This is a genomic window from Jannaschia sp. L-14R, from assembly GCF_056857695.1.
This window is the reverse complement of record NZ_JBSXNP010000011.1, coordinates 481,950-508,406: the sequence shown is the minus strand read 5'-3', so window position 1 is coordinate 508,406 and position 26,457 is coordinate 481,950. Positions and strand designations below refer to the sequence as shown.

Annotated in this window: 24 protein-coding genes and 1 tRNA gene; 18 read left to right on the top strand and 7 right to left on the bottom strand. The window is 63.1% G+C overall.

Annotated features, from left to right (window positions below; translation table 11 throughout):
• Window positions 1–55: 55 nt before the first annotated feature.
• The 4 genes from xylF to xylB all read left to right on the top strand — a co-directional run bounded on the left by xylF (window position 56) and on the right by xylB (window position 4,702).
• On the top strand, window positions 56–1,090 hold the full coding sequence (gene xylF / locus AC13C2_RS15250) for a D-xylose ABC transporter substrate-binding protein (protein ID WP_482887342.1): 1,035 nt from the start codon (window positions 56–58) through the stop codon (window positions 1,088–1,090).
• A 128-nt stretch (window positions 1,091–1,218) separates the two neighbouring features.
• Window positions 1,219–2,511, top strand: a complete 1,293-nt coding sequence (locus tag AC13C2_RS15245; protein WP_339642123.1) for a sugar ABC transporter permease — start codon at window positions 1,219–1,221, stop codon at window positions 2,509–2,511.
• Window positions 2,511–3,269 (top strand): ATP-binding cassette domain-containing protein, encoded by a 759-nt coding sequence (locus AC13C2_RS15240; RefSeq protein WP_092759717.1) that lies wholly within the window; start codon window positions 2,511–2,513, stop codon window positions 3,267–3,269. Before AC13C2_RS15245 ends, AC13C2_RS15240 begins: the two co-directional genes overlap by 1 nt.
• Window positions 3,269–4,702 carry a xylulokinase gene (gene xylB / locus AC13C2_RS15235; RefSeq protein ID WP_482887341.1) on the top strand — a complete coding sequence of 478 codons (1,434 nt, stop codon included), beginning with the start codon at window positions 3,269–3,271 and terminating at the stop codon, window positions 4,700–4,702. Before AC13C2_RS15240 ends, xylB begins: the two co-directional genes overlap by 1 nt.
• A gap of 12 nt (window positions 4,703–4,714) precedes the next feature.
• Here xylB and AC13C2_RS15230 read toward each other — a convergent pair whose 3' ends face one another.
• From AC13C2_RS15230 to AC13C2_RS15220, 3 genes are all read right to left on the bottom strand, one after another.
• Window positions 4,715–5,359, bottom strand: a complete 645-nt coding sequence (locus AC13C2_RS15230) for a VPLPA-CTERM sorting domain-containing protein (protein WP_482887340.1) — start codon at window positions 5,357–5,359, stop codon at window positions 4,715–4,717.
• Window positions 5,360–5,431: 72 nt separating this feature from the next.
• Window positions 5,432–6,076 (bottom strand): VPLPA-CTERM sorting domain-containing protein, encoded by a 645-nt coding sequence (locus tag AC13C2_RS15225; RefSeq protein ID WP_482887339.1) that lies wholly within the window; start codon window positions 6,074–6,076, stop codon window positions 5,432–5,434.
• Between the two features lie 58 nt (window positions 6,077–6,134).
• Window positions 6,135–7,310 carry an NAD(P)/FAD-dependent oxidoreductase gene (locus AC13C2_RS15220; RefSeq protein WP_482887338.1) on the bottom strand — a complete coding sequence of 392 codons (1,176 nt, stop codon included), beginning with the start codon at window positions 7,308–7,310 and terminating at the stop codon, window positions 6,135–6,137.
• Window positions 7,311–7,378: 68 nt separating this feature from the next.
• Here AC13C2_RS15220 and yddG point away from each other — a divergent pair, with 68 nt between their 5' ends.
• Entirely contained in the window at window positions 7,379–8,239 is an 861-nt protein-coding gene (gene yddG / locus AC13C2_RS15215) for an aromatic amino acid exporter YddG (RefSeq protein WP_482887337.1), read from the top strand.
• Here yddG and AC13C2_RS15210 read toward each other — a convergent pair.
• Window positions 8,222–9,178 carry an ABC transporter ATP-binding protein gene (locus tag AC13C2_RS15210; protein WP_482887335.1) on the bottom strand — a complete coding sequence of 319 codons (957 nt, stop codon included), beginning with the start codon at window positions 9,176–9,178 and terminating at the stop codon, window positions 8,222–8,224. The two genes, yddG and AC13C2_RS15210, sit on opposite strands and share 18 nt — an antisense overlap.
• A gap of 186 nt (window positions 9,179–9,364) precedes the next feature.
• Between AC13C2_RS15210 and AC13C2_RS15205 the strand changes: the two genes are divergently transcribed.
• The 4 genes from AC13C2_RS15205 to AC13C2_RS15190 all read left to right on the top strand — a co-directional run bounded on the left by AC13C2_RS15205 (window position 9,365) and on the right by AC13C2_RS15190 (window position 13,877).
• Entirely contained in the window at window positions 9,365–9,568 is a 204-nt protein-coding gene (locus AC13C2_RS15205; RefSeq protein ID WP_092759729.1) for a zinc-finger domain-containing protein, read from the top strand.
• A gap of 186 nt (window positions 9,569–9,754) precedes the next feature.
• The gene (gene trhA, locus AC13C2_RS15200) at window positions 9,755–10,423 is read left to right on the top strand and encodes a PAQR family membrane homeostasis protein TrhA (RefSeq protein ID WP_092759731.1); all 669 of its coding nucleotides are present in this window, start codon (window positions 9,755–9,757) and stop codon (window positions 10,421–10,423) included.
• Between the two features lie 108 nt (window positions 10,424–10,531).
• On the top strand, window positions 10,532–13,324 hold the full coding sequence (polA, locus tag AC13C2_RS15195; protein WP_482887334.1) for a DNA polymerase I: 2,793 nt from the start codon (window positions 10,532–10,534) through the stop codon (window positions 13,322–13,324).
• Window positions 13,325–13,346: 22 nt separating this feature from the next.
• Window positions 13,347–13,877: a pseudouridine synthase gene (locus tag AC13C2_RS15190; protein WP_482887333.1), complete on the top strand. Its 531-nt coding sequence runs from the start codon at window positions 13,347–13,349 to the stop codon at window positions 13,875–13,877.
• A 10-nt stretch (window positions 13,878–13,887) separates the two neighbouring features.
• On the opposite strand, the gene AC13C2_RS15185 is transcribed toward AC13C2_RS15190, so the two are convergent.
• The gene (locus tag AC13C2_RS15185) at window positions 13,888–14,460 is read right to left on the bottom strand and encodes a DUF1285 domain-containing protein (RefSeq protein WP_482887332.1); all 573 of its coding nucleotides are present in this window, start codon (window positions 14,458–14,460) and stop codon (window positions 13,888–13,890) included.
• 66 nt (window positions 14,461–14,526) lie between these two features.
• Between AC13C2_RS15185 and AC13C2_RS15180 the strand changes: the two genes are divergently transcribed.
• The 7 genes from AC13C2_RS15180 to AC13C2_RS15150 all read left to right on the top strand — a co-directional run bounded on the left by AC13C2_RS15180 (window position 14,527) and on the right by AC13C2_RS15150 (window position 24,310).
• The gene (locus AC13C2_RS15180; protein ID WP_482887330.1) at window positions 14,527–15,528 is read left to right on the top strand and encodes an AAA family ATPase; all 1,002 of its coding nucleotides are present in this window, start codon (window positions 14,527–14,529) and stop codon (window positions 15,526–15,528) included.
• Window positions 15,529–15,602: 74 nt separating this feature from the next.
• Complete coding sequence (locus AC13C2_RS15175; RefSeq protein WP_092759741.1) at window positions 15,603–16,415, top strand: DUF58 domain-containing protein; 813 nt, start codon at window positions 15,603–15,605, stop codon at window positions 16,413–16,415.
• Window positions 16,412–19,102, top strand: coding sequence for a DUF4159 domain-containing protein (locus AC13C2_RS15170; protein WP_482887329.1), 2,691 nt, complete (start codon window positions 16,412–16,414; stop codon window positions 19,100–19,102). The genes AC13C2_RS15175 and AC13C2_RS15170 overlap by 4 nt, the downstream gene beginning before the upstream one ends.
• Before the next feature lies 1 nt (window position 19,103).
• A complete protein-coding gene (locus AC13C2_RS15165) occupies window positions 19,104–21,164 on the top strand; it encodes a hypothetical protein (RefSeq protein ID WP_482887328.1) in 2,061 nt (686 codons plus the stop codon).
• 162 nt (window positions 21,165–21,326) lie between these two features.
• The gene (locus AC13C2_RS15160) at window positions 21,327–22,355 is read left to right on the top strand and encodes a TRAP transporter substrate-binding protein (RefSeq protein ID WP_482887327.1); all 1,029 of its coding nucleotides are present in this window, start codon (window positions 21,327–21,329) and stop codon (window positions 22,353–22,355) included.
• Window positions 22,356–22,424: 69 nt separating this feature from the next.
• Complete coding sequence (locus AC13C2_RS15155) at window positions 22,425–23,003, top strand: TRAP transporter small permease (protein ID WP_482887326.1); 579 nt, start codon at window positions 22,425–22,427, stop codon at window positions 23,001–23,003.
• The gene (locus AC13C2_RS15150) at window positions 23,000–24,310 is read left to right on the top strand and encodes a TRAP transporter large permease (RefSeq protein ID WP_339642176.1); all 1,311 of its coding nucleotides are present in this window, start codon (window positions 23,000–23,002) and stop codon (window positions 24,308–24,310) included. Before AC13C2_RS15155 ends, AC13C2_RS15150 begins: the two co-directional genes overlap by 4 nt.
• 21 nt (window positions 24,311–24,331) lie before the next feature.
• Here the strand turns inward: AC13C2_RS15150 and AC13C2_RS15145 are convergent, their stop codons facing one another.
• Both AC13C2_RS15145 and AC13C2_RS15140 read right to left on the bottom strand, forming a co-directional pair.
• Window positions 24,332–24,979 (bottom strand): GntR family transcriptional regulator, encoded by a 648-nt coding sequence (locus tag AC13C2_RS15145; protein WP_092759749.1) that lies wholly within the window; start codon window positions 24,977–24,979, stop codon window positions 24,332–24,334.
• A gap of 15 nt (window positions 24,980–24,994) precedes the next feature.
• Window positions 24,995–25,615, bottom strand: a complete 621-nt coding sequence (locus AC13C2_RS15140; protein WP_482887324.1) for a M48 family metallopeptidase — start codon at window positions 25,613–25,615, stop codon at window positions 24,995–24,997.
• A gap of 199 nt (window positions 25,616–25,814) precedes the next feature.
• Between AC13C2_RS15140 and AC13C2_RS15135 the strand changes: the two genes are divergently transcribed.
• Together AC13C2_RS15135 and AC13C2_RS15130 are read left to right on the top strand one after the other, a co-directional pair.
• On the top strand, window positions 25,815–26,147 hold the full coding sequence (locus tag AC13C2_RS15135) for a TIGR02300 family protein (protein ID WP_092759753.1): 333 nt from the start codon (window positions 25,815–25,817) through the stop codon (window positions 26,145–26,147).
• 83 nt (window positions 26,148–26,230) lie between these two features.
• Window positions 26,231–26,306: transfer RNA gene (locus tag AC13C2_RS15130), tRNA-Ala, on the top strand.
• Window positions 26,307–26,457 lie beyond the last annotated feature (151 nt).

Below are 26,457 nucleotides of genomic sequence, written 5' to 3'. Positions count from 1 at the left end.
TGGTCCAATCAGGCTCCGCCAATGTGCGGGGCCGGTGATCCATTGGGAGGATACCATGAAGACTCTAATGACGGCGGCTGCGGTCGCTTCTATGACATTTGCTGGCACCGCTGCCTTTGCGGACGCCCATGCGCCCGTCGTCGGCGTAAGCTGGTCCAATTTTCAGGAAGAACGCTGGAAAACCGATGAAGCAGCCATCAAGGCCGCGCTGGACGCTGCTGGCGCGACCTATATTTCGGCTGACGCGCAATCGTCCTCGTCCAAGCAGTTGTCGGACGTCGAATCACTGATCTCTCAGGGCGCCGATGCGCTTATTATCCTGGCACAGGACAGCCAGGCTATCGGTCCGGCAATTACCGCCGCATCGAACGAAGGCATCCCGGTCGTCGGATATGACCGCCTGATCGAAGACCCCTATGCGTTCTATCTGACGTTCGACAACGTCGAAGTCGGCCGCATGCAGGCCCGCGCCGTTCTGGAGGCCGCACCCGAGGGCAACTATGTCATGATCAAGGGCTCCGGCACCGATCCCAACGCGGATTTCCTGCGCGGCGGTCAGCAGGAAATCCTGCAGGAGGCCATCGATTCCGGCAAGATCACCATCGTGGGCGAGGCCTATACCGATGGCTGGCTGCCTGCGAACGCCCAGCGTAATATGGAGCAGATCCTGACCGCCAACGACAACAACGTCGATGCAGTCGTGGCGTCCAACGACGGCACCGCCGGTGGCGTTGTCGCCGCGCTGACCGCGCAGGGCATGGAAGGCATTCCGGTGTCCGGTCAGGACGGCGATCACGCCGCGCTGAACCGCGTCGCCAACGGTACGCAGACGGTATCGGTCTGGAAAGATGCGCGCGAACTGGGCAAATCCGCGGCCGAGATAGCGGTGGCTCTGGCCAATGGCACAGCTCCGTCCGACATTGAGGGCGCGGAGGCATGGACATCGCCAGCGGGCACCGAGATGACCGCCATCTTCCTTGCCCCCGTGCCGGTCACCAAGGACAACCTGTCCGTGGTGACGGACGCCGGCTGGATCGAGGTCGATGCGCTGTGCCAGGGTGTCACAGGCGGTTCGGCCCCTTGCAACTGATCCGGGTCGACTGATCCGACAGACGGCTCGTCCCTCCGGGGGCGGGCCCACCAGACAGAAGCGTTTCCCGAGACCCCCGCGCCATTCCCGCGCGGACGCGGATCGGACCCACGCCGACGGGAGGCCCCATGACTGATGTAACCACCCCAGCCGCAAGACCCCTTAGGGGCTGGAAGGCGCTGGACCTCGATACCCGTCTGCTGGGCATGATCGGGGCCTTCATCGTGATCGCCATCGCCTTCGACATCGCGTCGGGTGGCCGGTTCATCACTCCGCGCAACCTGTTCAACCTGACGATCCAGACCGCCAGTGTCGCCATCATGGCCACCGGCATGGTGTTCATCATCGTCACCCGCCACATCGACCTGTCGGTCGGATCGATCCTCGCCACGACTTCCGCCGTAATGGCGATGACGCAGACGTCGCTGATGCCAGACGTGCTCGGTCTCGGCCTCGGCCATCCGCTGACGGCCTGGGTCGCGATCCTGTTCGGAATCATAACCGGCGCGGCGATCGGCGCGTTCCACGGCTATCTGGTCGGCTATCTGGCCATCCCGGCATTCATCGTGACGCTGGGTGGCCTTCTGGTCTGGCGCAACGTGGCCTGGTACCTGACCAGCGGTCAGACCATCGGCCCGCTGGACGAGACATTCCAGCTTTTTGGCGGGATCAACGGAACACTGGGCGTCACCGGAAGCTGGATCCTTGGATTGGCGGCATCTGCGGCAACGCTCTGGGCATTGCTTGCGGCGCGGCGCAACAAGATCAGCCATGAATTTCCGGTCAAGCCGATGTGGGCCGAAATCACCGTCGCTGCCATCGCCATCGGCGCGATCCTAGGCTTCGTCGCCCTGCTGAATGCCTATTCCGTCCCGTCCCGAGTGTTGCAGCGTGACTTTGCAGCGCGCGGCGAAGTGATGCCCGAGGGGTTCACCCAGGGTTACGGTGTGCCGATCTCCATCGTCCTGCTGATCACCGTCGCCATCGTGATGACGGTCATCGCCAGGCGAACGCGGTTCGGGCGATATATTTTCGCCACCGGGGGCAACCCGGATGCGGCGGAACTGTCGGGCATCAATACGCGGATGCTGACGGTCAAGATCTTCGCCCTGATGGGTGTGCTGTGCGCCATTTCGGCGGTCGTGGCATCGGCCCGTCTGGCCAACCATTCGAACGACATCGGTATCCTTGACGAACTTCGCGTCATCGCCGCCGCCGTCATCGGGGGCACCGCGCTCAAGGGCGGCATCGGCACGATCCATGGGGCCATCATCGGCGCGCTGATCATGCAGTCGCTGCAATCGGGCATGGCGATGGTCGGCGTCGATGCGCCGCTGCAGAACATCGTGGTGGGTGGCGTTCTTGTCCTCGCCGTCTGGATCGACATCGTTTACCGCAAGCGTACGGGGGCAAAAGACTGATGGACCGCACCGGAACCCCGCTTGTCGAACTCAAGAATATCTCGATCTCCTTCGGCGGCGTGCGTGCCGTCGACGATGTGTCGCTGGACCTGTATCCGGGCGAAGTCGTCGGCCTTCTGGGCCACAACGGCGCGGGCAAGTCGACGCTGATCAAGATCCTGTCCGGTGCCTATCAGCGCGACTCCGGCACGATCCGCATCGACGGGAAGGACGCCGATATTCGCAGCCCGGCCGATGCGCGGCGCTATAATATCGAGACGATTTACCAGACGCTTGCCCTTGCCGATAACCTCGACGCGCCCGCGAACCTGTTTCTGGGGCGTGAATTGACGACGCCGTTCGGTCTGGTGGACGATGCGAGGATGGAGGCCGAGACGCGCAAGATCATGGCGCGCCTCAACCCCAACTTTCGCAAGATAAACGACCCGGTGTCGGCCTTGTCAGGCGGTCAGCGCCAATCCGTCGCCATCGCGCGCGCGGTGTATTTCAACGCCAAGATCCTGATCATGGACGAACCGACCGCAGCGCTGGGCGTGCACGAGACCAAGATGGTCGCCGACCTGATCCAGGAGCTGAAGGCCCAGGGCCTCGGAATCTTCCTGATCAGCCACGACACCCGAGAGATGATGGATCTGTGTGATCGGGTGTCGGTCATGAAGAACGGTCAGCTGATCGGGACAGAGCGGGTCGAAGACGTGACCGAAGACGACATCCTGTCGATGATCATCATGGGCAAGAACCCCAAAGCAGCCGCCTGATGTTCATCGGACTGGATCTTGGCACCTCGTCGCTCAAGGCTATCCTGATCGACGAAAACGACCGGGTTCTGGCCGAACACTCCGTCCGCCTCTCGGTCCAGCGGCCCCACGACGGCTGGTCCGAACAACATCCCGATAGCTGGTGCGACGCCGCGCGCGATGCCCTGAGGGGACTGGCGGCGGCCCATGATTGCAGTGGTCTGCAGGGCATCGGCCTGGCCGGGCACATGCACGGCGCGACCTTCGTGGATGCCGATGGACATGCCTTGCGGCCCTGCATGCTGTGGAACGACACGCGCGCGCATACCGAGGCCGCCACGATGGACGCGGCCCCGCAATTCCGCGCCATCACCGGCAATATCGTCTTTCCCGGCTTCACGGCGCCCAAGGTCGAATGGGTTCGCAGGAACGAACCGCAGGTCTTCGCCAAGACCGCCAAAATCCTGCTGCCCAAGGATTTTCTGCGTCTTTACCTGACCGGCGGATATGCGTCCGACATGTCGGACGCCGCCGGGACCGCATGGCTCGATACCGGCGCGCGCGACTGGTCGGATGACCTGCTGTCCGCCTGTCACCTGACCCGCGATCACATGCCATCCCTCGTCGAAGGCTCTGACGTCAGCGGGTATCTGCGTCGCGACCTTGCCACCGACATTGGCCTGCCCGTTGTGCCTGTCGCGGGCGGCGCAAGCGACAATGCCGCCGCCGCCATTGGTGCGGGCGTCGTGCAGGACGGCAGTGCCTTCCTGTCGCTGGGCACATCGGGCGTGCTGTTCGCCGCGACCGATGGCTATCGCCCCGATCCGGCCACGGCCGTCCACAGTTTCTGTCATGCCGTTCCCGGCACCTGGCATCAGATGGGCGTCATTCTGGCCGCGACAGATGCGCTGGAATGGCTGGCGCGACTGACCGGGCAGTCCGCCGCCCATCTGACAACCGAGCCGGAGCCATTGCGCGCGCCCGGCAAACCGCTTTTCCTGCCCTATCTGGGGGGGGAGCGGACGCCCCACAACGACGCCGCGATGCGGGGGCAGTTCCTGCATCTGGATCACGCGACCGATGCCCGTGTTGCGGCCCGCGCGGTGATGGAGGGCGTCGCTTTTGCTTTCGCCGACAGCCGGGATGCGCTGGCCGCGACCGGCACGACCATCGAGCGCGCGCTGGCGATGGGCGGCGGGTCGCGGTCGGAGTACTGGCTGAAGGTGCTGGCCACGACGCTGGAGTTCCCGCTGGACGTCCCCCTTGCCGGAGAGTTCGGTGCCGCCCTGGGCGCCGCACGTCTGGGCCGGATGGCGGCCACGGGTGCGGGTGCTGAAATCGCAACCCCGCCTGCAATCGCACGCAGCGTCGATCCGGACCCGGCGTTGACCGAGGCCTATGCGGTAAAGCACCGCCAATACGTCAGAGCTTATGGTGTCCTAAAGGATCTCTGATGCCGCGAGGGTTCAGGCCGTGGCACGACCGCTTTTGAAGCGGCGCATCAGTCCAAGACCGCCCAACGCCCCCAGCAACAGGAAGCCCGGAGCCGGTAGAGGGACGACGGCAACGGCGGCGGTGCCATTGACCACCAGCTGCGCCGAATAAAGCCGGAAATTGTCAGTGCCCTGTGTACCGATCTCGTCGAAAGTGAAGCCCAGCGACAGGTTCGACAATGCGGCAGAGAACGCGTCGTTGGTCAGGCTGTCGGTCGCCGCGCTCAGCGTCCATGTCTGGGGTGAGGCGCTGTCGAAAAGGATTCCGTTATAGTCGCTGTTGATGTTGCCCGGTTGCGACCCGAGGATGTTCACCTGCCAGATCTCGGCCGAGTTTCTGGCCGGACCGGCGCTGTCATAGGTCAGGGTCAGGGCGATGCTGTCGATCACGGCACCGGCCAGATTCGAAAAGTTGAACGAAGCGTAGAACAGGTCCGCGACCGGGCGATTTTCCTGCACGCGCACGAATTGCCCGCCCAGCCGGTCGGCCCCCTGCGGATCGATCCGGCCTGGGCTGCGACCGTAATCCTGCAGATACGTTCCGATGACCGCCGCGGAAACAGGGGCGCTCATCATCAAAGCGAGCAGCGTCAGTACGATGCGGAAAAGCTGTTTCATTGTCCTGCTATCGTTGACAATCTGGACCAAAGAAAGGCGGGCGCACACCGGCTCCGGGTATTTTCGCCCGGATCACACCGAGGCGGGGGTTCGTGATTTGCGGCGCATCAGACCCAGGCCGCCCAGGGCGGCCAGCAACAGAAAGCCAGGCGCAGGCAGCGGCACGACGGCACTGGCCGCCGTCCCGTTTACCGTCAGCGAGACGCTGGCAAGGTCGAAGGCTGCTACGCCGTTGAAGATGCCGTTCTCTGCAAACGAAAAGCTCAGCCCTAGGTTGGCCAGCGCGGCGTTGAAAACATCGGCCTCGTCGCCGGTCGATCCACTGACGACGAACCCGGTTGCAGGCGAATTGTCGTCAACCAGAGTGCCCAGAAGGAAAGAACTCGTATCCAGAGGATTTGTCGTGCCGACCGAGGCGTTCCATTGCTCGATCGGGAACAATCCGAAAAAGCTCGTCGGCCCTGCTCCACTGAATGCGAAGGTCAACTCGAAGGAATCGATTGTCGCGCCTGAAAGCCCGCCGAACTCGAAACTGTCGGTGAAAATCGTACCGTTGTCGACGATCTGGACGCCCGCTGCACTTTGCGCGAAGCCCTGACCGTCCCGGTTGCCTGTCGAGGTATAATCGTAAGTGTACGACCCGATGACGGCCGCAATTGCGGGGCCAGAGAGAAAAACAGCCGAGAGCGCGGCCAGAACGGAGGACATATGTTTCATATGGCCGGTCTGCCGGGCGATCTGGACCAGAATAGGGCGATAGAGGATTAAAATTTCGTCAAATGACGGCGTCTTCGGGAAAGGGTATCCCGGCCGCAACACGATCCGGGCCGAATGGTGCAAGGTCCAGGCTGACATATCGGCCATGAACGATCCGCTCGGCCAACCCGCGTCCGAGAGCAGGGGATTGCTGCAGTCCGTGACCGGAAAATCCGTTCAGGACGAAAAATCCGGGTAAATCCGAATGATGCCCGACGATGGCATTCCGGTCGAAGATGTTCAGATCGTAGTGTCCGACCCAGCTTTGCTTGACGCGGATCTCCTCGAATGCAGGAATGCGGCTCGCCAGCGCGGGCCAGACCTTGTCTTCCCACATTGCCCAGTCGCCCGCGAAATCCTCCGGGTCGACCGCCGGGTCCACATCGGGCGTAGCCCCTGCCATATAGATCGCGCCGTCCGTGCGCACATGCACGCCCGACGGATCGATGGTCAGAGGCAGATCCTTTTCCAGCGGTCGCGCCGCCTCGAATACCCACGTGTAGCGCTTGCGGGCCTCGACCGGCAGGTCCAGCCCGGCCATGCGGGCGACCTGTGCGCCGCGTGTCCCGGCGACGTTCACGACGATATCCGCGCCCAGTGCCGCACCTGATGCCAGCGTCACGCCCCTGATGCGGCCACCGGTGGTGTCGATTTCCGTCACCTCATCCGCCAGATATGTAACGCCCCGGCCCTGTGCGATGCGCCGCCACCAGTCGAACATCGTGGTGCCGTCGAAATAGCCTTCGTCCTCGGTTCCGTGCGACCCCAGCACGATCCCGTCCAGATCGTAGAACGGCCATTTCGCTGCCATCTCCTCCGGTGTCATCAACCGCGTCGCAGACCCGGCGGCGATCTGCACGGCATGCGCACGGGTCAGGCGATCGGCCTCCGATGCATTACCTGCCAGATAAAGGTATCCGAAGGGATGGAAGTGGATCGGTGCCACGCGCGCATCGTCCATGCGCGACTGGAACGTCTTGATGAATTCCACACCAAACCGGCTGATGGCGACGTTCAGCGGATTACCGAACTGCTGCCGGATGCAGCTGTTGGTAAAGGCGGTGCCGCTGGCAGCGTAACTTGGATCACGTTCGACCACAGTGATCGCCGAGGCAGGGTGGCCTAGCTCGGTCAGCCACCACGCAAGCGAAGAGCCCATGATGGCCCCGCCCACGATTACAATTTTGTCGGCCATCGTGCATTCCCCGTTTGCACAAATGCTACAGCTTGCGCCCGCGTGCACAAGACGGCATCGCATCCGGTATGACCAGGAACATGGCAACATTGGCGGGCTTCGGTGCTGTCGTGCTGTGGGCAACGCTGGCGCTGTTCACCACGCTATCGGGTGCAGTGCCGCCGCTGCAACTGCTGGCAATGTCTTTCGCCATCGGTGGTACGCTGGGTCTGATCGCGGGCGCGCGCCGCCGGGGATGGCGCAGTTGGCGACAACCCTGGCCGGTCTGGGCGTTGGGGGTCGGCGGGTTGTTCGGCTATCACCTGCTCTATGTTCTGGCGCTGCGCTGGGCCCCTGCCGTTCAGGCCAGCCTGATTGCCTATCTGTGGCCGCTGATGATTGTTCTGCTAGCTTCGCTGGGGACCGGCCTGCGGGCGCATCATCTGATTGGTGCGTTGATAGGGCTGGCTGGGGCGGCTCTGATCGTGACGGGCGGACAGGGTATCGCGCTGTCGGGCGAATATGCGATCGGATATGCCACCGCGCTGGTCGCCGCGGTCTTCTGGGCCGGTTATTCCGTTCTGTCGCGCCGCTTCGCACAGGTCCCGACCGATGTGGTCACGGGGTTCTGTCTGGCGACGGCAGCCCTGGCGACCGTGGCGCATCTGGCGCTGGAACAGACCGTCTGGCCCAGCGGGACCGAGTGGATGGCCGTGGTCGGGCTGGGGACCGGACCCGTCGGCCTGGCGTTTTTCCTCTGGGACATCGGTGTGAAGCGCGGCGATCTGCCGGTGCTGGGTGCGGCCAGCTATGCCGCCCCTCTCTTGTCGACTATCGTCCTGATCGCGGCCGGACAGGCAGAGGCGACATGGCTGATCGGTCTGGCGAGCGTCCTGATCACAGGCGGCGCGATATTGGCGGCACGTGACATGTTATTTCGCCGAAGCTAGAGCCTGCGATCCCTCGGTGTGGGTCAGCGAAACGAAGACGTCTTCCAGATCGGCTTCCTCGGTGCGCACATCCCGGATCGAGATACCTGCTTCACGGATGAAGCTCAGCAACTGTTCGGCCGAGGTCTTGGCCCGGGCATAGCTGAAGGCCAGTGACCCGTCGGCACGCCGTTCCAGATCAACACCTGCGGGCAAGTCAAGGTCGCCGGGTGGCGTTTCGGGCGTGATGACCATGGTCTTGGCATCCAGCCGGCTCAAAAGGTTCACGGTCTTGTCGCGGATGACCAGTTCGCCATTCGCAACGATGGCGATTTCGCCGCACATTTCCTGCGCTTCTTCGAGATAATGCGTGGTCAGGATGATCGTTGTGCCGCGTTCCTGATTCAGGCGCCGGACATTGCGCCAAAGCATCTGTCGCAGCTCGATATCCACGCCCGCCGTCGGTTCGTCGAGCACAAGGACCTGCGGATGATGCACCAGCGCCTTGGCCAGCAGAAGCCGCCGCCGCATGCCGCCGGACAGGGTTCGCGCGTAGGCATTCGCCTGTTCAGAAAGCCCGACAAGTTCAAGAATTTCAGACGTCCTTCGCTGTGATTTGGGCACACCATACAGACCGGCCTGAACCTCCAGCGCATCGGCGGGAGAGAAGAAAGGATCAAGGTTCAACTCCTGCGGCATCACGCCGATGGCGGCGCGCGACTGGCGCGGGTTCACATCCTGATCGAAGCCCCAGATACGCACCTTGCCTGCCGTTTTTCGAACCAAGCCGGCCATGATGTTGATCGTCGTGGACTTGCCCGCGCCATTCGGTCCCAGAAGGCCGAAGATGCTACCGGTCGGGATGGTCAGGTCCAGACCTTTCAACGCCTCCTTCGGGGGGGATTTCCCGTCGCCCGCGTAAACCTTGCGCAATCCTTCGATCTCGATGGCGTTGGTCATGATGCCTCCGGCTGGGTATCTGTCGTTCGGGACGTAGAAGACGGATCCCCGCAAGGCAACTGCTGGCTCTGCCTCGAACCTGTGCGCGTTTGCCGATCTGTGCAGGTCGCTTGCAAGGTGCCCGACCGATACGCCATAACAACGCAACTGACTTTATGCTCCCAGCGACAGCCCCGAGGCCAAGATATGCCGACTGCCAATCCCAATCCGCACCACGCCGTCAAAGGCGATGCGCCCGAAACCGAGATCGTTCACACCGCCCGTGTCGCCTGCGATGGCGGGGCCGGGGGGCATCCGCTGGTGTGGCTGTCGATCGATCCGGTGCTGGGGTGGGTTGAATGTGGCTATTGCGACAAGCGGTTCGTGCTGGAGGGCGACGACGGCCACTGAAAGGCGCGCGCCGGGTGCCGATCGTGCCGGGATCGCCTGTCGTTGCCGTTTGGGGCGATGTCCTGAACCGTGACCGGGGTCAGGCAGTCGGATCGCGACGCGCTAACCCGTGACGTTCACGTGAAGTTACGGAACGGCATCCGTGTCGTTACCTGACTATAAACAATTGGGCGCTATACTCGGCGTATGACACGTTCCGACACCATCCCCACGATGTGCCGACCCTATGATCGGGCCGAGCGTCTCAGCGACGCCGTGGTCCATCTGGCCGGGCTGGCGCTTGCCGTCGTAGCAGTGCCCGTGCTGATCACGATGACCGCCATACTGCGGGGCGATGCCATGGGGATCGCTGCTGTCTCCGTCTATGGTGCCACGTTGATCGGGATGCTGTCGGCTTCGCTGGCCTACAATCATGTGCCGGTGCCGGAATGGAATGACCGTCTGCGACGGCTGGATCTGTCTGCGATCTATCTCAAGATCGCTGGGACAGTGACACCGTTCGCCCTGTTGTCGGGCACAGGATCGACGTTTCTGATCGCGATGTGGACGGCCGCCATCGTTGCCACTGCGACGGCCTTCCTGCGACGGCGGCGGTCGACCGTCCTGTCGGTGGGCATCGGCCTGGCGATGGGTTGGGCCGTACTGATCGGCGGCGGCGAGGTAATCGCCACGACATCCTGGCCTGTGTTCGGGCTGATGCTGGCGGGGGGCGTGCTGTATTCGCTGGGCACTCCGTTTCTGATGCTGGAAAAGATGCGCTTTCACAATGCGATCTGGCACGGATTTGTTGTAGCCGCGTCGGTTGTCTATTTCGTCGCAATCATGTGGCATATGGTCGGCACGCGGATCGCCTGATAAACCGCGGGCGTTTCCGGCGAACGTCCCCGAAGTCACCGTCTGTGCCAGTGGCACCTTGTCCCGGTTCATGGCATGAGACCCCGAAGATTTCCGGAGGGACAAGCGATGAGTTTCGGCAAGGGCTGCCACCTGCACCTGATCGACGGATCGGCCTATATCTTTCGGGCGTTCCATGCACTGCCGCCTTTGACCCGCAAGTCGGACGGGCTGCCCATCGGTGCCGTGTCTGGCTTTTGCAACATGCTGAATCGCTACGTCGAGAATAACGCCGGACCCGACGCCGCGACGCATGTGGCAGTGATCTTCGACAAGGGCAGCCATACGTTTCGCAACGATATGTACGATCAGTACAAGGCGAACCGATCCGAAATGCCCGAGGATTTACGCCCGCAAATCCCTTTGACGCGCGAAGCGACACTGGCCTTCAACATCGCCTGCGAAGAACTTGCCGGGTTCGAAGCGGACGACATCATCGCCACGCTTGCGCATCAGGCGCGGGACGCGGGCGGGCGCGTCACGATCCTGTCGTCGGACAAGGACCTGATGCAGCTGGTCGGCAGCGGCGTCGAAATGCTGGACCCGATGAAGAACAAGCGCATCGACGACGACGGCGTGTTTGAAAGGTTTGGTGTCGCGCCGAACCGGGTCGTGGATGTGCAGGCGCTGGCGGGGGATTCGGTGGATAACGTGCCGGGCGCGCCGGGCATCGGTATCAAGACCGCCGCGCAGTTGATCCAGGAATACGGATCGCTGGAGGAGCTTCTGGACCGCGCCGATGAGATCAAGCAGCCCAAGCGCCGCCAGACCCTGATCGACCACCGCGCGCAGATCGAATTGTCCAAACGTCTGGTGCAATTGGATTGCGAGATGGACCTGCCGTTCACGTTGGACGACCTGGAAATCCGGGATGCGGAGCCGGACAAGCTTCTCGATTTTCTGAACCGCATGGAGTTTCGCAGCCTGACCCGTCGCATCGCCGACCGCTTTGGCAAGGAACCGCCTGCCATGATCGAGACCGCATCCGTGGTCGACGCGCCCGAAGCAGTAGAAGATGCGCCCATCGACCATTCGACATATGAGGTCGTGCGCGACGAGGCTGCGTTGCAGGTCTGGCTGGACCGGATCGCCAGGGCGGGTACGGTCGCGGTCGATACGGAGACCACATCGCTTGACGAAATGCGCGCCGATCTGGTCGGCGTGTCGCTGGCTACCGAACCGGGCGTCGCCTGCTATGTGCCGCTGACGCATCGCACCGGCGGCGGCGATCTGTTCGACACCGACGCGCTGGCCGAAGGGCAAATACCGCTGAACCGCGCGCTGGAGATGCTCAAACCGATGCTGGAGGATGCGAGCATCCTGAAGGTCGGGCAGAACATGAAATACGACCTCAAGATTTTTGCCCGTCAGGGCATCGCTGTGTCGCCGATCGATGACACGATGTTGCTGTCCTATGCACAACATGCAGGTCTGCACGGGCACGGCATGGACACGCTGGCGGACCGTTATCTGAACCACCAATGCATCCCGATAAAAGATCTGATCGGCACCGGAAAATCGCAGGTTACCTTCGACCGCGTCGAGGTCGACCGCGCCGCGCCCTATGCGGCTGAAGATGCCGACGTGACTTTGCGCCTGCACCGTCTTTTGAAGCCGCGGCTGCATTCCGCCAAGGTCACCAAGGTTTATGAGACATTGGAGCGCCCCCTTGTGTCGGTTCTGGCGCGGATGGAAATGGCGGGCGTCAAGGTTGACCGGGACGTGCTGTCGCGCATGTCCGGCAAATTCGCGCAGAAAATGGCCGGGCTGGAGGAGGACATCCATGCCAGAGCAGGCCGGCCGTTCAACGTCGGATCGCCGAAGCAGATCGGCGAGATCCTGTTCGACGAACTGGGCCTGCCCGGCGGCAAGAAAGGCAAGACTGGGGCCTATTCGACAGGGGCTGACATTCTGGAAGACCTTGCGACCGAACACGAATTGCCGCGTCTTCTTCTGGACTGGCGGCAATTGTCCAAGTTGAAATCGACCTATACCGATGCCTTACAGGATCACATTCACCCCGAAACGGGTCGCGTTCACACGTCCTATTCCATCGCCGGGGCCAGCACCGGGCGTCTGGCCTCGACCGATCCGAACTTGCAGAACATCCCGATCCGCACCGAGGAGGGTCGCCGCATCCGCGAGGCTTTCGTCGCGCCCGAGGGGCGTGTTCTGGTGGCGCTGGACTACAGCCAGATCGAGCTGCGGATTCTGGCCCATATCGCCGGAATCAATGAACTGAAGCAGGCGTTCAGGGACGGTCAGGACATTCATGCGATCACCGCCAGCCAGATGTTCGGCGTACCGCTGGAAGACATGACGCCCGACGTTCGCCGTCAGGCCAAGGCAATCAACTTCGGGGTCATCTACGGCATCTCGGGCTTTGGGCTGGCCCGCAACCTGCGAATTCCACGGGCCGAAGCACAGGCCTTCATCGACACCTATTTCGAGCGCTTCCCCGGCATCCGCGACTACATGGACGACACGGTGAAATTCGCCAAGGAACATGGTCGTGTCGAGACGCTGTTCGGTCGTCGCATTCACACGCCCGAAATCAATGCAAAGGGTCCCGGCGCGGGCTTCGCCAAACGCGCCGCGATCAACGCCCCGATCCAGGGCACCGCCGCCGATGTGATCCGCCGCGCGATGGTGCGGATGGACGCGGCTATCACCGATCTGGACGCCAGGATGCTATTGCAGGTGCACGATGAATTGCTGTTCGAAGTTGCCGAAGCCGATGTCGACGCCCTGATAACCCGCGCTCGCGAGGTGATGGAGGGTGCGCATCTGCCGGTTGTCGACCTGTCGGTCGCGCTGACGGTCGATGCGGGGCAGGGTGTGAATTGGGCCGAGGCGCATTGATGGCACGCAGGGCGTCCGAAACATGCTGATCGCCTTCAATAAACCGATGAACGTCCTCAGCCAGTTCACCGACGAGGGTCAGTGGCCCGGCCTGAAGCATCATATCGACGTGCCGGACGTATATGCAGCCGGGCGGCTGGATCGGGACAGCGAGGGGCTGCTGATCCTGACTGATAACGGCAAGGCGCAGGCGCGTATCACCTCGCCGAAAAACGCGATGCCGAAGACCTATTTCGCCATGATCGAAGGGACACCGCAGGATGACGCGCTGGAGGCGCTGCGTCAGGGCGTTACGCTGAAAGACGGGCCGACGCGCCCGGCTATGGTGGACAAGGTGCCCGCTCCGGAGTGGCTCTGGCCCCGCGTTCCGCCGGTGCGGGTCCGCAAGACGGTGCCTGATGCGTGGCTGCGCCTGACGATTACCGAAGGGCGCAATCGTCAGGTGCGGCGGATGTGTGCCCATGTCGGGTTGCCGGTGTTGCGATTGATCCGCTGGCAGGTCGGGGACTGGACGCTGGAGGGGCTGGCACCGGGGGACTGGCGCGTCCTATGATGCAATGCGACTATCCGCGCAGGGCGGCGGCCTCGATCAGAGGAAAGAATATACCGTTCGACATCAGCCCGAACTGCCCATCCCGCTCCGTTCCGATTTCAACCAGCCGATAGAACGACTTGCGATCGATCAATGCCTCCAGCCCCCGGCGCACCTCGACATAGGGCGATGGCTCACCGTCCTCGGCAAACGTCACCCGGATCGGGTTGTCGGAACCAGCAGTGACCAGATCGCCGACATTCGTCTCGAAGGTAATCTTGCCATCCTCGGATTCGAAATCCACGGCGACGAAAGGCGCGTCCTCGACCACGATTCCGACCTTTTCGACCGGGGTGACGAGAAAATGCTGCCCACCCTCTTTCTTCAGGATCGACGCGAAAAGACGCACCAGTCCGGGTCGTCCGATTGGCGTGCCTTCGTGTATCCATGTGCCGTCACGCTTGATGGTGATGTCGATTTCGCCACAATAGGGTGGGTCCCACAGATGCACCGGCGGCATGCCGCGTTTGTCTTGCTTCGCGGCGACCTGGGCGGATTTCAGGAAAGACGTCGCCGACGGGGTAACGTGTTCTTGTCCGGCCATTGCCCTTTGCCCTCGCATCCGTCAGCCATACTTATGACATCAGATAAGCCGCGCGGGAGAAATGCAATGTCCGATGACCTTCTCGACGAGATCGAGGCGCTGGGCGCCCGGTTGACCGATGCACGTACCGCGATCGCCACCCGCATCATCGGGCAGGACCGTGTGGTGGAGCTTTCGCTGGCGGCGATGTTGTCGGGTGGACATGCGTTGTTGCTGGGTCTGCCCGGACTGGGCAAGACGCGGCTGGTTGAAACCCTGGCAACCGTCATGGGCCTGTCGGGCAACCGTATCCAGTTCACGCCAGACCTGATGCCGTCGGACATTCTGGGATCGGAAGTGCTGGAAACCGCGCCGGACGGAAGCCGGGCCTTCCGCTATGTCGAAGGGCCGATCTTCGCCCAGCTTCTGATGGCAGATGAGATCAACCGCGCCAGCCCACGCACCCAATCCGCCCTGTTGCAGGCCATGCAGGAGCGCGAGGTCACTGTCGCCGGCCAGACCCGCAAGCTGCCTGCGCCGTTCCATGTGTTGGCGACGCAGAACCCGATCGAGCAGGAAGGGACATATCCCCTGCCCGAGGCGCAGCTGGACCGCTTTCTTGTCAAGATCGACGTCGATTATCCCGACCGCGAGACCGAGCGCGCCATCGTACTGGCCACCACCGGCGGGGCCGAGGCCGAGGCGCGGGCCGTTTTCGACCCCGAAAGCATGATGGCGGCACAGGCTGTGGTGCGGCGGATGCCGGTTGGCAATGGAGTGGTGGACCTTATCCTCGATCTTGTCCGCGCCTGCCGCCCCGATAACCCCGATGCACCCGATTCCGTCCGCAAGCATGTTGCCTGGGGGCCGGGCCCACGCGCGGCGCAGGCCCTGATGCTTCTGGTTCGCGCGCAGGCATTGCTGGAAGGGCGTCTGGCCCCTGACCAAAGCGACGTCACCCGGCTGGCGCGACCCGTTCTGGGTCACCGCATGGCGCTGTCGTTCGCAGCGCGGGCCGAAGGTGTGATGCTGGAAAATGTTATCGACGAAGTCGCTGCCCGTGTCGGGCGGGTCGAGCAGGCGGCTTGAAAGAAGCCCTTCATACGGCCGCGTCGCTTCGTGCCAGGTCTGAGAGCGCGGCGGCTGGGCTTCCCGGACTTCTGATGTCCGCCGAACGCCTGGCTGCGACGATCCTTCTGGGCGATCACGGACGCAAGCGGGCCGGATCCGGCGATGCCTTCTGGCAGTTCCGAGCGGCCCAGCCGGGCGATCCGCGCAAGTCCATTGACTGGCGGCAGTCGGCACGCGGGGATGGCCATTTTCTACGTGAAACCGAATGGCAGGCGGCCCAGTCGCTGATGCTTTGGGTCGATGATGCGGCATCGATGCGGTTTGCCGGTTCGGGGGTGGATCGTCCGTCCAAGCTGCGCCGGGCTCAGACGCTGGGACTGGCGCTGGCGGTTCTTGCGGTGCGCGCGGGCGAACGCACGGGACTGGCCAGTATGGCCGAACCGCCGCGCGCTGGCTCGGCGCAACTGATCCGAATGGCCAGTGCCTTGATGGAGGGCGGTGAGGTTCCCGACTATGGCGCGCCCCGGCCTCGCGTCATGCCATTTGGGTCGCGCGCAGTGTTTCTGTCGGACTTCCTCGGGCCGGTCGAAGCGGTGACGGACGCCCTGACTGCCGCTGCCGACCGGGGCGTCCAGGGGGTCTTGCTGCAAATTCTCGACCCGGAAGAGGAAGCCTTTCCCTATGACGGGCGCACCCTGTTCGAAAGCATGTCGGGGGCCGTCCGGTTCGAGACATTGAAGGCCGGACAATTGCGGGACGATTATCTGGCGCGACTGACGGCACGCCGCGCCGCGTTGCGCGATCTGTGCGCGCGAACCGGCTGGCGGTATCAATTGCACCACACTGACGGATCGGCGGAGGCTGCGTTGCTGCCGCTTTATACCGCGCTGGAGCGTCGCAAATGAGCGCGATCGCCTTTACTGCGCCGCTGCTTCTGGTGGCCCTGATCGTGCTGCCGATCCTGTGGTGGCTACTGCGTGCCGTGCCGCCCGCGCCGATCCGACGGCGGTTCCCCGGCATCGTTCTGCTGCTGGGTCTGAAAGACGACGAGAGCCAGACGGCCACGACACCGTGGTGGTTGCTGCTGCTGCGGATGCTGGCGCTGGCTGCTGTAATCGTGGGCTTTGCCGGTCCGATCCTGAACCCGCGGACGGTCGGCACAGCCACCGGACCGCTGCTGGTGCTGATGGATGCAAGCTGGGCGTCGGCGCGCGATTGGCCCGCTCGCGTGGCCAAGGTCGACGAGATGTTGCGGGACGCGGCCCGCGCCGGTCGCCTTGCCGCGGTTTTACCCCTTACCGACCCATTGCCCGAAGAGATCCCGTGGCAATCCGCTGCTGCCTGGGTCGAACGTCTGCCCTCGGTTCAGCCGCGTGCATGGGAGCCTGAATATCAGGGCCTGACCGATTTGCCGCTGGAGGGCGCCGAGATCGTCTGGATGTCCGACGGGTTGGCGCGTGAAGGACGTGACGTCCTGTCTGCCCGCGTGATCGAAAGCGACCGTCCGATTCTGGGCCTTACGCCCGCCCGCTATGAGGACGGCGTGATCAACCTGCGCGCCCTGCGTCTGGGCGACGGGACCGAACGGTCTGTCGAATTGCGCGCAGTTGGCCCCGGCCCGAACGGCGCCTTGACGCAGCTGGGCGTGGCCCCCGCCAATTTCGCTGCCGGCGCATCCGAGGCCGAGGTGTCCCTGACCCTGCCGCCCGAATTGCGCAATCGCGTGCAGCGGTTCGAGATCACCGGTGAGCGCAGCGCCGGGGCGGTGTCCCTGACCGATGACAGCCTGTCGCGGCGCGAAGTCGCACTTTTGACGCAGGCCGGGGACGAGTCGCAGGATCTGTTGTCGCCGCTCTACTATCTGCGCAACGCGCTGGCCCCGACCGCCGACCTGATCGAAGGTGATCTGGAAACCCTTCTGCCCGCCACTCCGGACGTTCTGGTGATGGCGGATGTCGCGCGCCTGTCGCCTAGTGAGACCGATCAGGTGACGGAATGGGTCGAGAACGGCGGGCTGCTTTTGCGCTTTGCCGGCCCGACCCTCGCCGCATCCGATATCAGCCGCGAGGACGAAGACCCGCTTCTGCCGGTTCGTCTGCGATCCGGCGGGCGCACGGTCGGAGGCGCGCTGTCGTGGGGGGAGCCGAAAACGCTGCGACCTTTCGACGAAACCTCGCCCTTTTTTGGCTTTACCCTGACCGATGAGGTATCGGTGACCAGTCAGATCGTCGCGCAACCCGATCCGACACTGGCAGACCGCACCATCGCCGCCTTGGCCGATGGCACGCCGCTGGTGACGCGCAAGCCAGTGGGACAGGGTCAGATCGTGCTGTTTCATGTCACCGCCAATGCCGAATGGTCGACGCTGCCGCTGTCGGGTCTGTTTGTTCAGATGTTGGAACGCCTTGCCGTGTCGACCCGTCCCGCCGCTCTGGAACCCGAGGCGCTGGAAGGCACGACGTGGGTGCCGCGCATCGTCCTTGATGGATTCGGTGTGCCGCGCGATGCAGGTGCGATGGCCGGTGTGCCGGGCGAAGACCTGATCGACCCGAAGTCTTCCGCCGATTTGCCTGCCGGGCTTTACGAAGGGCCTGGGCAGAGCCTTGCGCTCAACGTCCTCACTGCGGATGCCGAGCTTGTGGCGGCGCGTTGGCCAGCGGGCACTGTTATCGACGGACTGACCCGGGCGACACAGACCAACCTCATGCCGTGGCTTCTGGCGGCGGCGCTGATATTTCTGACAATAGATGCGATCGCTTCGCTCTGGCTTGGCGGGCGGCTGCGGCGTGGGCTGGCGACCGCCGTGATGGCAGCACTGATAATGGTAGCACCGGACGCGCAGGCGCAGGAGATTGATGTTCCGGGCGAAGTGGCGCTGGCCTATGTCCGCACCGGCAATGCGCGGATTGACGAAATATCCGAAGCGGGCCTCAGGGGCCTGTCCGCTGTGCTGGCGCAACGCACCTCGGTCGAGCCGGAAGCCCCGCGCGGCGTCGATCTGGAGACGGACGAACTGGCTTTTTTCCCACTGCTCTACTGGCCGGTCGATCCGGCGCAGCCGATTCCGTCCTCCGACGCCTACGCGCGGTTGAACCGATATCTGCGCGGCGGCGGCATGATCGTTTTCGATACCCGCGATGCCGATATCGGCGGCTTCGGGTCGTCGTCGCCTGCCTCGGTCCGCCTGCGCGATCTGGCCGCGCCGCTGGATATTCCTCCGCTGGAGCCTTTGCCCGACGACCACGTCATGACACGCAGCTTCTATCTGCTGCAGGACTATCCGGGCCGCTATAATTCGCGCGACGTCTGGGTCGAAGCCAGTCCGAATGTCGAACAGGTTGAAGGCATGCCGTTCCGCAACCTGAATGACGGGGTAACCCCCGTTGTGATTGGCGCGAACGACTGGGCCGCCGCCTGGGCTGTGGATGAACAGGGGCGTGCGCTGTTGCCGATCGGGTCTGGTTTCGCGGGCGAACGACAGCGCGAGATTGCGCTGCGGTTCGGCGTAAATCTCGTGATGCATGTGCTGTCGGGCAACTACAAATCCGATCAGGTACATGTGCCCGCGCTGCTCGACCGGCTGGGAAACTGACATGACGCGCCAGATCATCTTCGATCCGATGTTGCCACTCTGGCTGATCGCCGCGCTTGCCGGGGTGGCTCTGGCCGTCTGCGTGCTGGCGGCGGTTCGTGGCCTGCCCGGCTGGTGGCTGCGCGCATTGGCCGTCGGGACGGTGGCATTGGCCCTGCTCGACCCCAGCCTGCAGACCGAAGACCGGGAGCCGCTGTCGGACATCCTGCTGATCGCCGTCGACGAAAGTGCCAGCCAGGGCCTGTCGGATCGCCGCGACCAGACCGAAGCGGCCTTGGCCGACTTGCTTGAGGAGGCAGCGGGCGATGGCCTCGATACCCGTGTCACCCGGGTTGCCGACGGCGATGGCGACGAGGGTACGCTGATGATGGGCGCGCTTGGTGAATTGCTGGCCGAGGTGCCACGCGACCGGGTGGCCGGGGCAGTCATCATTTCGGATGGACAGGTGCATGATGCGGCGCAACTGCCGGAATTGCCCGCGCCGCTGCATTTGTTGCGGACCGGGCGGGACGGTGACTGGGATCGGCGACTGATCGTGTCGAACGCGCCCAGCTTCGCGATTCTGGACGAGGAATTCACCATCACCCTGCGGATCGAGGATCAGGGTGATGTGCCCGCCGATGCCGGGACCGAAGCCGATATCGTGTTGGCCATCGATGGCGGTCAGCCCCGCGCCTACCGGATGCCGGTCGGCGAGGATATCCAGCTTCCGGTCATCCTGCCACACGGCGGACTGAACGTGATCGAGTTTTCCGTGCCCGAAGCCGAGGGCGAGTTGACAGACCGCAACAATGCAGCCGTCATCCAGATCAACGGCGTCCGCGACAGGTTGCGGGTGCTGCTTGTCTCGGGCGAGCCGCATCCCGGTCAGCGGACGTGGCGCAACCTGCTGAAGGCGGATTCGGCCGTCGATCTGGTGCATTTCACCATCCTGCGGCCACCCGGCAAGCAGGACGGGGTGCCGGTCACCGAACTTTCGCTGATCGCCTTTCCGACACGGGAGCTGTTCAGCGAGAAGATCGACGAATTCGATCTGATCATCTTCGACCGTTATCAGCGGCGCGGCATCCTGCCGTCAGTCTATCTGGATAATGTGCGCAGTTACGTCGAACAGGGTGGTGCCCTTCTGGTTGCCGCCGGGCCTGATTTTGCCAGCGCGGACAGCATCTTTCGCTCGCCGCTTGCGCCGATCCTGCCAGCCGCGCCGACGGCTATCGTGTTGAACGAAGGCTTCCTGCCAACGGTCTCTGAAACCGGACAGAAACACCCCGTGACCGAAGGGTTGCCCACGGGGTTCGGGCTGGATGGTGCGCCCTGGGGGCGCTGGTTCCGGCAGGTTCAGGTCGAGGCGCTGCCGGATGCGGAAACGGTAATGACTGGTGTAGATGACGAGCCGCTTCTGATCCTTGACCGCGTCAAGGCGGGGCGGGTGGCGCTGTTGGGGTCGGATCACGTGTGGCTTTGGGACCGGGGCTTCGAAGGTGGCGGCCCACAGGCCGAATTGCTGCGCCGTCTGGCCCACTGGCTGATGCAGGAACCGGAACTGGAGGAGGAGGCGCTGACCGCCGCCGCACTGGGGCAGGAAATCACTGTGACACGTCGGACGCTGGGCGATGCGCCCGGTGCCGTCACCGTTACCGCGCCCGATGGCACCGAGTCGCAGCTTGAATTGACCATGCAAGCGCCGGGGCGCTTCGTCGGACGCATCGTCGGGGCCGAACAGGGCCTGTATCGCATGACCGAAGGCGAGCGGACGGCCGTTATCGGGCTTGGCCCCGCAGCACCGCGTGAATTCGTCGAAACGATTGCGACGGACACGATTCTGGCCCCTGCGATTGATGCACGACAAGGCGGCGCGATTGCCTTGCAGGACGGATCGCCGAACCTTCGGTCCGTGCGTGAAGGTCGCCGGGCAGCCGGTCGCGGCTGGATCGGCTGGACCCCGCGCAATGCTTATCTGACGGCGGATGTACGCATCCTGTCCCTTGTTCCCGCGTGGCTTTTCCTTCTGCTTGCCGCGGGTCTGGCGACATGGGCCTGGCTGCGCGAAGGCCGTAGCTGAGAAGATTGGACGGGGAACCGTGGGTAGCTGCTCGGGTCTGCAAGACCGGCCGTTTGTACGAATTTGGTTTTTTACATTTCAATTCGTTTGATGTTGATGTTCGCGGCATACGCATGGCCAAGAGCCATTCAGGCCGAATTCATTCCAGGAAGGATGAACGACATGATCAATCGCAGATGGCTGGCCGGTCTTCTGAGCGGTGCTGCAATGGCGCTGACTGCCTTGCCCGCCTTGGCGCAGGAGGTAACGCTGAAGCTGCATCAGTTTCTGCCCGCGCAGGCGAACGTTCCGAAACTGATCCTCGATGTCTGGGCCGACAAGGTCGAGGCCGACTCGGACGGTCGCATCAGGATCGACCGTTATCCGTCCATGCAGCTTGGCGGGACACCGCCGCAGTTGATGGATCAGGTCGCCGATGGAGTCGCCGACATCGTCTGGACGGTTGCCGGATATACACCGGGCCGCTTTCCATCGACAGAAGTGTTCGAACTTCCGTTCATGATCAGCGATGCACGCGCCGCGTCATCGGCCTATTGGCAGATGTATGAAAGCCGCATGCAGGACGAATTTGCGGACGTTAAGGTACTGGGCACTTGGGTCCATGGACCGGGCGTAATCCATGCCAATAAACAGATCCGCACACCTGCCGATATGCAGGGTCTCAAGATCCGCGGTGCGACCCGTCAGGTGAATACCCTGCTGGAAACGCTGGGGGCCACGCCGGTCGGCATGCCCGTGCCTTCCATCCCCGAGGCGCTGTCCAAGGGCGTTATCGACGGCACGACCATCCCGTGGGAGGTGACGGGCGCGCTGAAGGTGCCGGAGTTGGTGAATTACCATACCGAATTCGAAGGCCGGATGCTTTATGACGTGACTTTCGTTCTGGCGATGAACAAGGCCAGGTATCAGAGCCTGCCTGACGACCTGAAAAAAGTGATCGACGATAATTCCGGGCTGGAATTCTCGATTTTCGCTGGGGGCACGCAGGCCGACAGCGACGGCCCTGCCCGTCAGGCTGCTGTCGACAACGGCAACCAGATTGTCACTCTTTCCGAAGCGGAAGCACAGGCCTGGGTCCTGGCGTCGCAGCCGGTTTATGACGCATGGATCGCTGAGATGGAGGCGAAGGGCATTGACGGTCAGGCATTGATCGACGAAGCCCGTAGGCTGATGGACGAATACGAGGGCTGATACTGGCCAGATATTCATGGGGCTGCGTCCGACCGGATGCCGCCCCGTTACTTTTTCAAAGGGGCGGGAATGCTGCGACGGATCATGGAGGCGCTTGCCCGCGTCATGGCCACCCTGGGTGGTCTGGTGCTGACGGCGTTGATCGTGATGACGTGCCTGTCGATCTTCGGGCGTTTCCTGAACGGGGTCCTGCATTCGGACCTGCTGGACGGGACCGGTCTGGCGATATGGCTTCTGTCGCTGGGGATCGGGCCGATCAACGGCGACTTCGAACTGATCGAGGCAGGGATGGCCTTTACGATTTTTGCGTTCCTGCCGATCACGCAGTTGCGCGACGGCCATGCCGCGGTCGATATCTTCACCAACATGCTGGGCGAGGGGGTGAACCGGGTTCTGTCGGTTCTGTGGGCAACGTTGTTTGCCGCCGTTCTGATCCTGATTGCCTGGCAGTTGTGGCAGGGGACACAGGCCAAAATGCGCTATGGCGAAACGACCTACCTGATCCAGTTTCCGATCTGGTGGGCCTATGCAGCGGCATTGGTCGGGGCGGTCTTGTCCGCCCTGGTGGGGACCTATGTCGCGCTGGTCCGACTGACAGAACTGGCGACCGGCACGCCGATTATCGCGTCCGACGGTGCGGAGCAGTGAGTAACCTCGAAATAGGCCTGTGGTCCTTTCCAGGTCTGCTGGCGCTGATTTTCCTGCGCGTGCCGATTGGATTGGCGATGTTCGTGACGGGGCTGGTTGGCCTGTATTACGTGACCGATGGCAATACCGTCGCACTCAGCCGATTGAAAAACGAAACCTATTCGACCTTCTCTTCCTACTCGCTCTCGATTGTGCCGATGTTCCTGCTGATGGGGCATTTCGCTACCTTGGGTGGCATGAGTCAGGCCCTGTTCCGAGCCGCCGAGGGATTTCTGGGCCATCGAAAGGGGGGCGTGGCAATGGCCGCGATCGGGGCCTGTGCAGGCTTTGGCGCGATCTGTGGATCGTCGCTGGCGACGGCCGCCACAATGGGCCGGGTCGCCCTGCCGGAATTGCGGCGCTATGGTTATGACGGAGGCTTCTCGACCGCCACCTTGGCGGCGGGGGGCACATTGGGCATCCTGATCCCGCCGTCGGTCGTGCTGGTGATCTATGCCATCCTGACCGAGCAGAATATAGCCAAGCTGTTTCTTGCGGCCGTCCTGCCCGGTGTGATTGCGGCGGTGGGCTACGTCATCGCCATCTCGATCTATGTGCGGCTCAACCCGACATCCGCAGGCGTCCGCGAGGCCATTCCGATGGCGCAGCGCTTCCGGCAACTTGGCGCGGTCTGGCCAGTGCTTCTGGTCTTCGTCGCCGTTGTGGGTGGCATCTACGGCGGTATCTTCACGCCGACAGAAGGGGCGGCGGTCGGCGCGCTCGGCACAGGACTGATCGCGTTGGTCAACGGTGGGCTGACCGGTCGGACCCTGATCGAGAGCTTTATGGTGACCGCAAAATCCAGCGCGATGATCTTCTTCATCGTTCTGGGCGCCGCGATCTACAACGGCTTCCTGGCGCTGACGCAGGTGCCGCAGGAAATGTCGGCCTGGGTCGTGGATCAGGGGTTCGCACCGGTGACGGTGCTGATCGTGATCCTGATTTTCTATCTGCTTCTGGGTTGCGTGATGGACAGCCTGTCGATGATCCTGCTGACGATCCCGATCTTCTTTCCTGTCATCATGGTTCTGGACTTCGGCATGACCCCCGAACAGGTGGCGATCTGGTTTGGCATCTTGACCCTGATCGTGGTGGAGGTCGGGTTGATTACCCCGCCCGTAGGTATGAACCTGTTCGTTATCAATGCGATGGATAAGGCGACGCCGATGTTGCAGACCTATCGTGCGGTACTGTATTTTGTCGGGTCAGACATCCTGCGCGTAGCGATCCTCGTGGCATTTCCGGCGATCACGCTGTTCCTGATCTGAGTTAACTGCACGCACTCCCAATCAGTTTACCAGCAGGCGCAGCCCCTTGGTGACATCGGCGCGCACCGCCAGCCGCAATCCCGGTTCGTCCCCCGCGCGCAGGGCGGCGACAATCAGGCGATGGTTCATCGGCAGTTCGGTGCGGTTCAGCCGACCATAGAGTGCGCGCATCGTCGGCCCCAGTTGCAGCCAGACCGTCTCTACCATGGCCAGCATCGCCGGGGCCTGCGCCCGCAGATACAGCGTGCGATGGAATTCAAGATTTGTGCGGATGTAGCCTGAAGCATCGTGTTTGGCGATCTGTTCGGCAATGGTGGTATTGATCGCCTCCATCCGGTCGATCAGGGCAAGATGGGCACGAGGCAGGGCGCGCAGGGCGAGCTCCGGCTCCAGCAGTGACCGCAGGGCGGCAAGTTCCTCGATCCGCTCGTTCGAAAGGGCGGGCGTGGTGATGCGGCCCGAAGCCGACAGCGACAGCGCGCCTTCGGCGACCAGACGGCGCAACGCCTCGCGCACGGGGGTCATTGACACGCCGTAGTCGCGGCCAACGCCGCGCAGGGTCAGCGATACGCCGGGGTCCAGCTCGCCATGCATGATCCGACTGCGAAGCGACCGATAAAGACGATCGTGCGCGGCGCCGGTGCCGTCGGAAAGCGGATTGAGCAACATGCGCCGACCTTGCCCCTAAGTCCCGCCGAAATCCACAGCGTGCAGCGCCGCGCCTTCACGTTTCAACCATGCGCGGCGCGGGCCGTAATCGGGCATCAGTTCTTCGACCTGTCGCCAGAATCGCGCGGAATGGTCCATATGGGCCAGGTGGGCGACTTCGTGGGCGACGACATAATCCTGCACGTCGGTCGGTGCCATGATCAGACGCCAACTGAACATCAGCTCTCCGCGCGACGAACAGGAACCCCAGCGGGACCGGGTATCCCGGAACGTCAGTTTCGTCGGCGCCCGTCCCAGAGCGTCGGCATACCGATCGACGGATGACGCAAGATGCGTACGCGCAAGGGTCTGCATCAATGCCTTTACGCGCGGCCCTGCGCGGTCATCCTCGGGCACCGCGATGACATCGCCGGTAAACCGGGCCGATCGGCCTGGTCCCTTCACGACCGGCACTTCACGCCCGAACAGCGGCAGCGCACTGCCGACGATGACATGCCTGGGAGGCGGGGCGGCGGCGACGTTGCGCGCGATCCAGTCGGCCTGGGCATCTATGAAGGCGCGGGCTTCGGCCAACGGCATGGTCTTGGGCATCGACAGCGTCACACGCCCGTCGGACCGACCCACCCGCAGCGACATGCGGCGGGATCGGCCAGAACGGCGAAGATGCACCAGAAGTTCTGGCATTCCCGGTACACAAAGCGTGTCGCTCAAAGCAAATCCCCCATCTGTAATCAGGCCCCGATCAGGGGGCTTGCCAGCCCTTGCCCCCTGTGGCATCCGACCCCAATTCGCTGCACCCGGGCCGCTTTTGGCCGGACGAGATGAAGGAACCGACATGCCCAAGGAAGAATGGGGCGTCAAGCGAGTCTGCCCGACGACCGGCAAGCGCTTCTACGACATGAACCGCTCGCCCGTCGTCAGCCCCTACACGGGTGAAGCCGTGAATGTGGACACTGGGACCAAGACCCGAATCCTTGCCGCCGACAAGGACGATGTGGACGCCAAGAAGAAAGCCACCGAAGACGATCTGCTGCTGGACGACGACGATGTCGATCTGGACGATGATGATTCGGAAGATGACGCAGAAGATGTTCTGGCAGACGACGATGATGACGACACTGTCTCGCTGGACGAAATCGCTGATGTCAGTTCGGACGACGACGACTGATCGGGTCGTTTAAAACCGGGGCGATGCATGCGACATTTCTGCTTGCGCCGCCCATGGGCCTGCCGTAGATCGCAGACCGGTCAGGGGCCTTAGCTCAGTTGGTAGAGCGCTTGCATGGCATGCAAGAGGTCAGGGGTTCGACTCCCCTAGGCTCCACCACGATCATCATTATCTTTGCCATACGTGCCTCAGTCGACGAGTGTCGCCGCCAAGTTCATGCAGTTGTCTGTCCCGTCGTGCGATCAGTTCCGAATGTTCACGGGCGAGGTCGGACTGTTCGGTGTCCGCCAGCAAACTGACCGAGGCGTAG

What these genes read in the sequence shown, in the direction of transcription:
- AC13C2_RS15180 (WP_482887330.1), top strand. Translation starts at nt 14,527, where the DNA reads ATGTCCGATGACCTTCTCGACGAGATCGAGGCGCTGGGCGCCCGGTTG.
- polA (WP_482887334.1), top strand. Translation starts at nt 10,532, where the DNA reads ATGAGTTTCGGCAAGGGCTGCCACCTGCACCTGATCGACGGATCGGCC.
- AC13C2_RS15190 (WP_482887333.1), top strand. Translation starts at nt 13,347, where the DNA reads ATGCTGATCGCCTTCAATAAACCGATGAACGTCCTCAGCCAGTTCACC.
- AC13C2_RS15160 (WP_482887327.1), top strand. Translation starts at nt 21,327, where the DNA reads ATGATCAATCGCAGATGGCTGGCCGGTCTTCTGAGCGGTGCTGCAATG.
- AC13C2_RS15220 (WP_482887338.1), bottom strand. Translation starts at nt 7,310, where the DNA reads ATGGCCGACAAAATTGTAATCGTGGGCGGGGCCATCATGGGCTCTTCG.
- AC13C2_RS15205 (WP_092759729.1), top strand. Translation starts at nt 9,365, where the DNA reads ATGCCGACTGCCAATCCCAATCCGCACCACGCCGTCAAAGGCGATGCG.
- AC13C2_RS15155 (WP_482887326.1), top strand. Translation starts at nt 22,425, where the DNA reads ATGCTGCGACGGATCATGGAGGCGCTTGCCCGCGTCATGGCCACCCTG.
- trhA (WP_092759731.1), top strand. Translation starts at nt 9,755, where the DNA reads ATGACACGTTCCGACACCATCCCCACGATGTGCCGACCCTATGATCGG.
- AC13C2_RS15135 (WP_092759753.1), top strand. Translation starts at nt 25,815, where the DNA reads ATGCCCAAGGAAGAATGGGGCGTCAAGCGAGTCTGCCCGACGACCGGC.
- AC13C2_RS15140 (WP_482887324.1), bottom strand. Translation starts at nt 25,615, where the DNA reads ATGTCGCTGCGGGTGGGTCGGTCCGACGGGCGTGTGACGCTGTCGATG.
- AC13C2_RS15145 (WP_092759749.1), bottom strand. Translation starts at nt 24,979, where the DNA reads ATGTTGCTCAATCCGCTTTCCGACGGCACCGGCGCCGCGCACGATCGT.
- AC13C2_RS15210 (WP_482887335.1), bottom strand. Translation starts at nt 9,178, where the DNA reads ATGACCAACGCCATCGAGATCGAAGGATTGCGCAAGGTTTACGCGGGC.
- AC13C2_RS15185 (WP_482887332.1), bottom strand. Translation starts at nt 14,460, where the DNA reads ATGGCCGGACAAGAACACGTTACCCCGTCGGCGACGTCTTTCCTGAAA.
- AC13C2_RS15175 (WP_092759741.1), top strand. Translation starts at nt 15,603, where the DNA reads ATGTCCGCCGAACGCCTGGCTGCGACGATCCTTCTGGGCGATCACGGA.
- AC13C2_RS15225 (WP_482887339.1), bottom strand. Translation starts at nt 6,076, where the DNA reads ATGAAACATATGTCCTCCGTTCTGGCCGCGCTCTCGGCTGTTTTTCTC.
- AC13C2_RS15230 (WP_482887340.1), bottom strand. Translation starts at nt 5,359, where the DNA reads ATGAAACAGCTTTTCCGCATCGTACTGACGCTGCTCGCTTTGATGATG.
- xylF (WP_482887342.1), top strand. Translation starts at nt 56, where the DNA reads ATGAAGACTCTAATGACGGCGGCTGCGGTCGCTTCTATGACATTTGCT.
- AC13C2_RS15170 (WP_482887329.1), top strand. Translation starts at nt 16,412, where the DNA reads ATGAGCGCGATCGCCTTTACTGCGCCGCTGCTTCTGGTGGCCCTGATC.
- xylB (WP_482887341.1), top strand. Translation starts at nt 3,269, where the DNA reads ATGTTCATCGGACTGGATCTTGGCACCTCGTCGCTCAAGGCTATCCTG.
- AC13C2_RS15165 (WP_482887328.1), top strand. Translation starts at nt 19,104, where the DNA reads ATGACGCGCCAGATCATCTTCGATCCGATGTTGCCACTCTGGCTGATC.
- yddG (WP_482887337.1), top strand. Translation starts at nt 7,379, where the DNA reads ATGACCAGGAACATGGCAACATTGGCGGGCTTCGGTGCTGTCGTGCTG.
- AC13C2_RS15240 (WP_092759717.1), top strand. Translation starts at nt 2,511, where the DNA reads ATGGACCGCACCGGAACCCCGCTTGTCGAACTCAAGAATATCTCGATC.
- AC13C2_RS15245 (WP_339642123.1), top strand. Translation starts at nt 1,219, where the DNA reads ATGACTGATGTAACCACCCCAGCCGCAAGACCCCTTAGGGGCTGGAAG.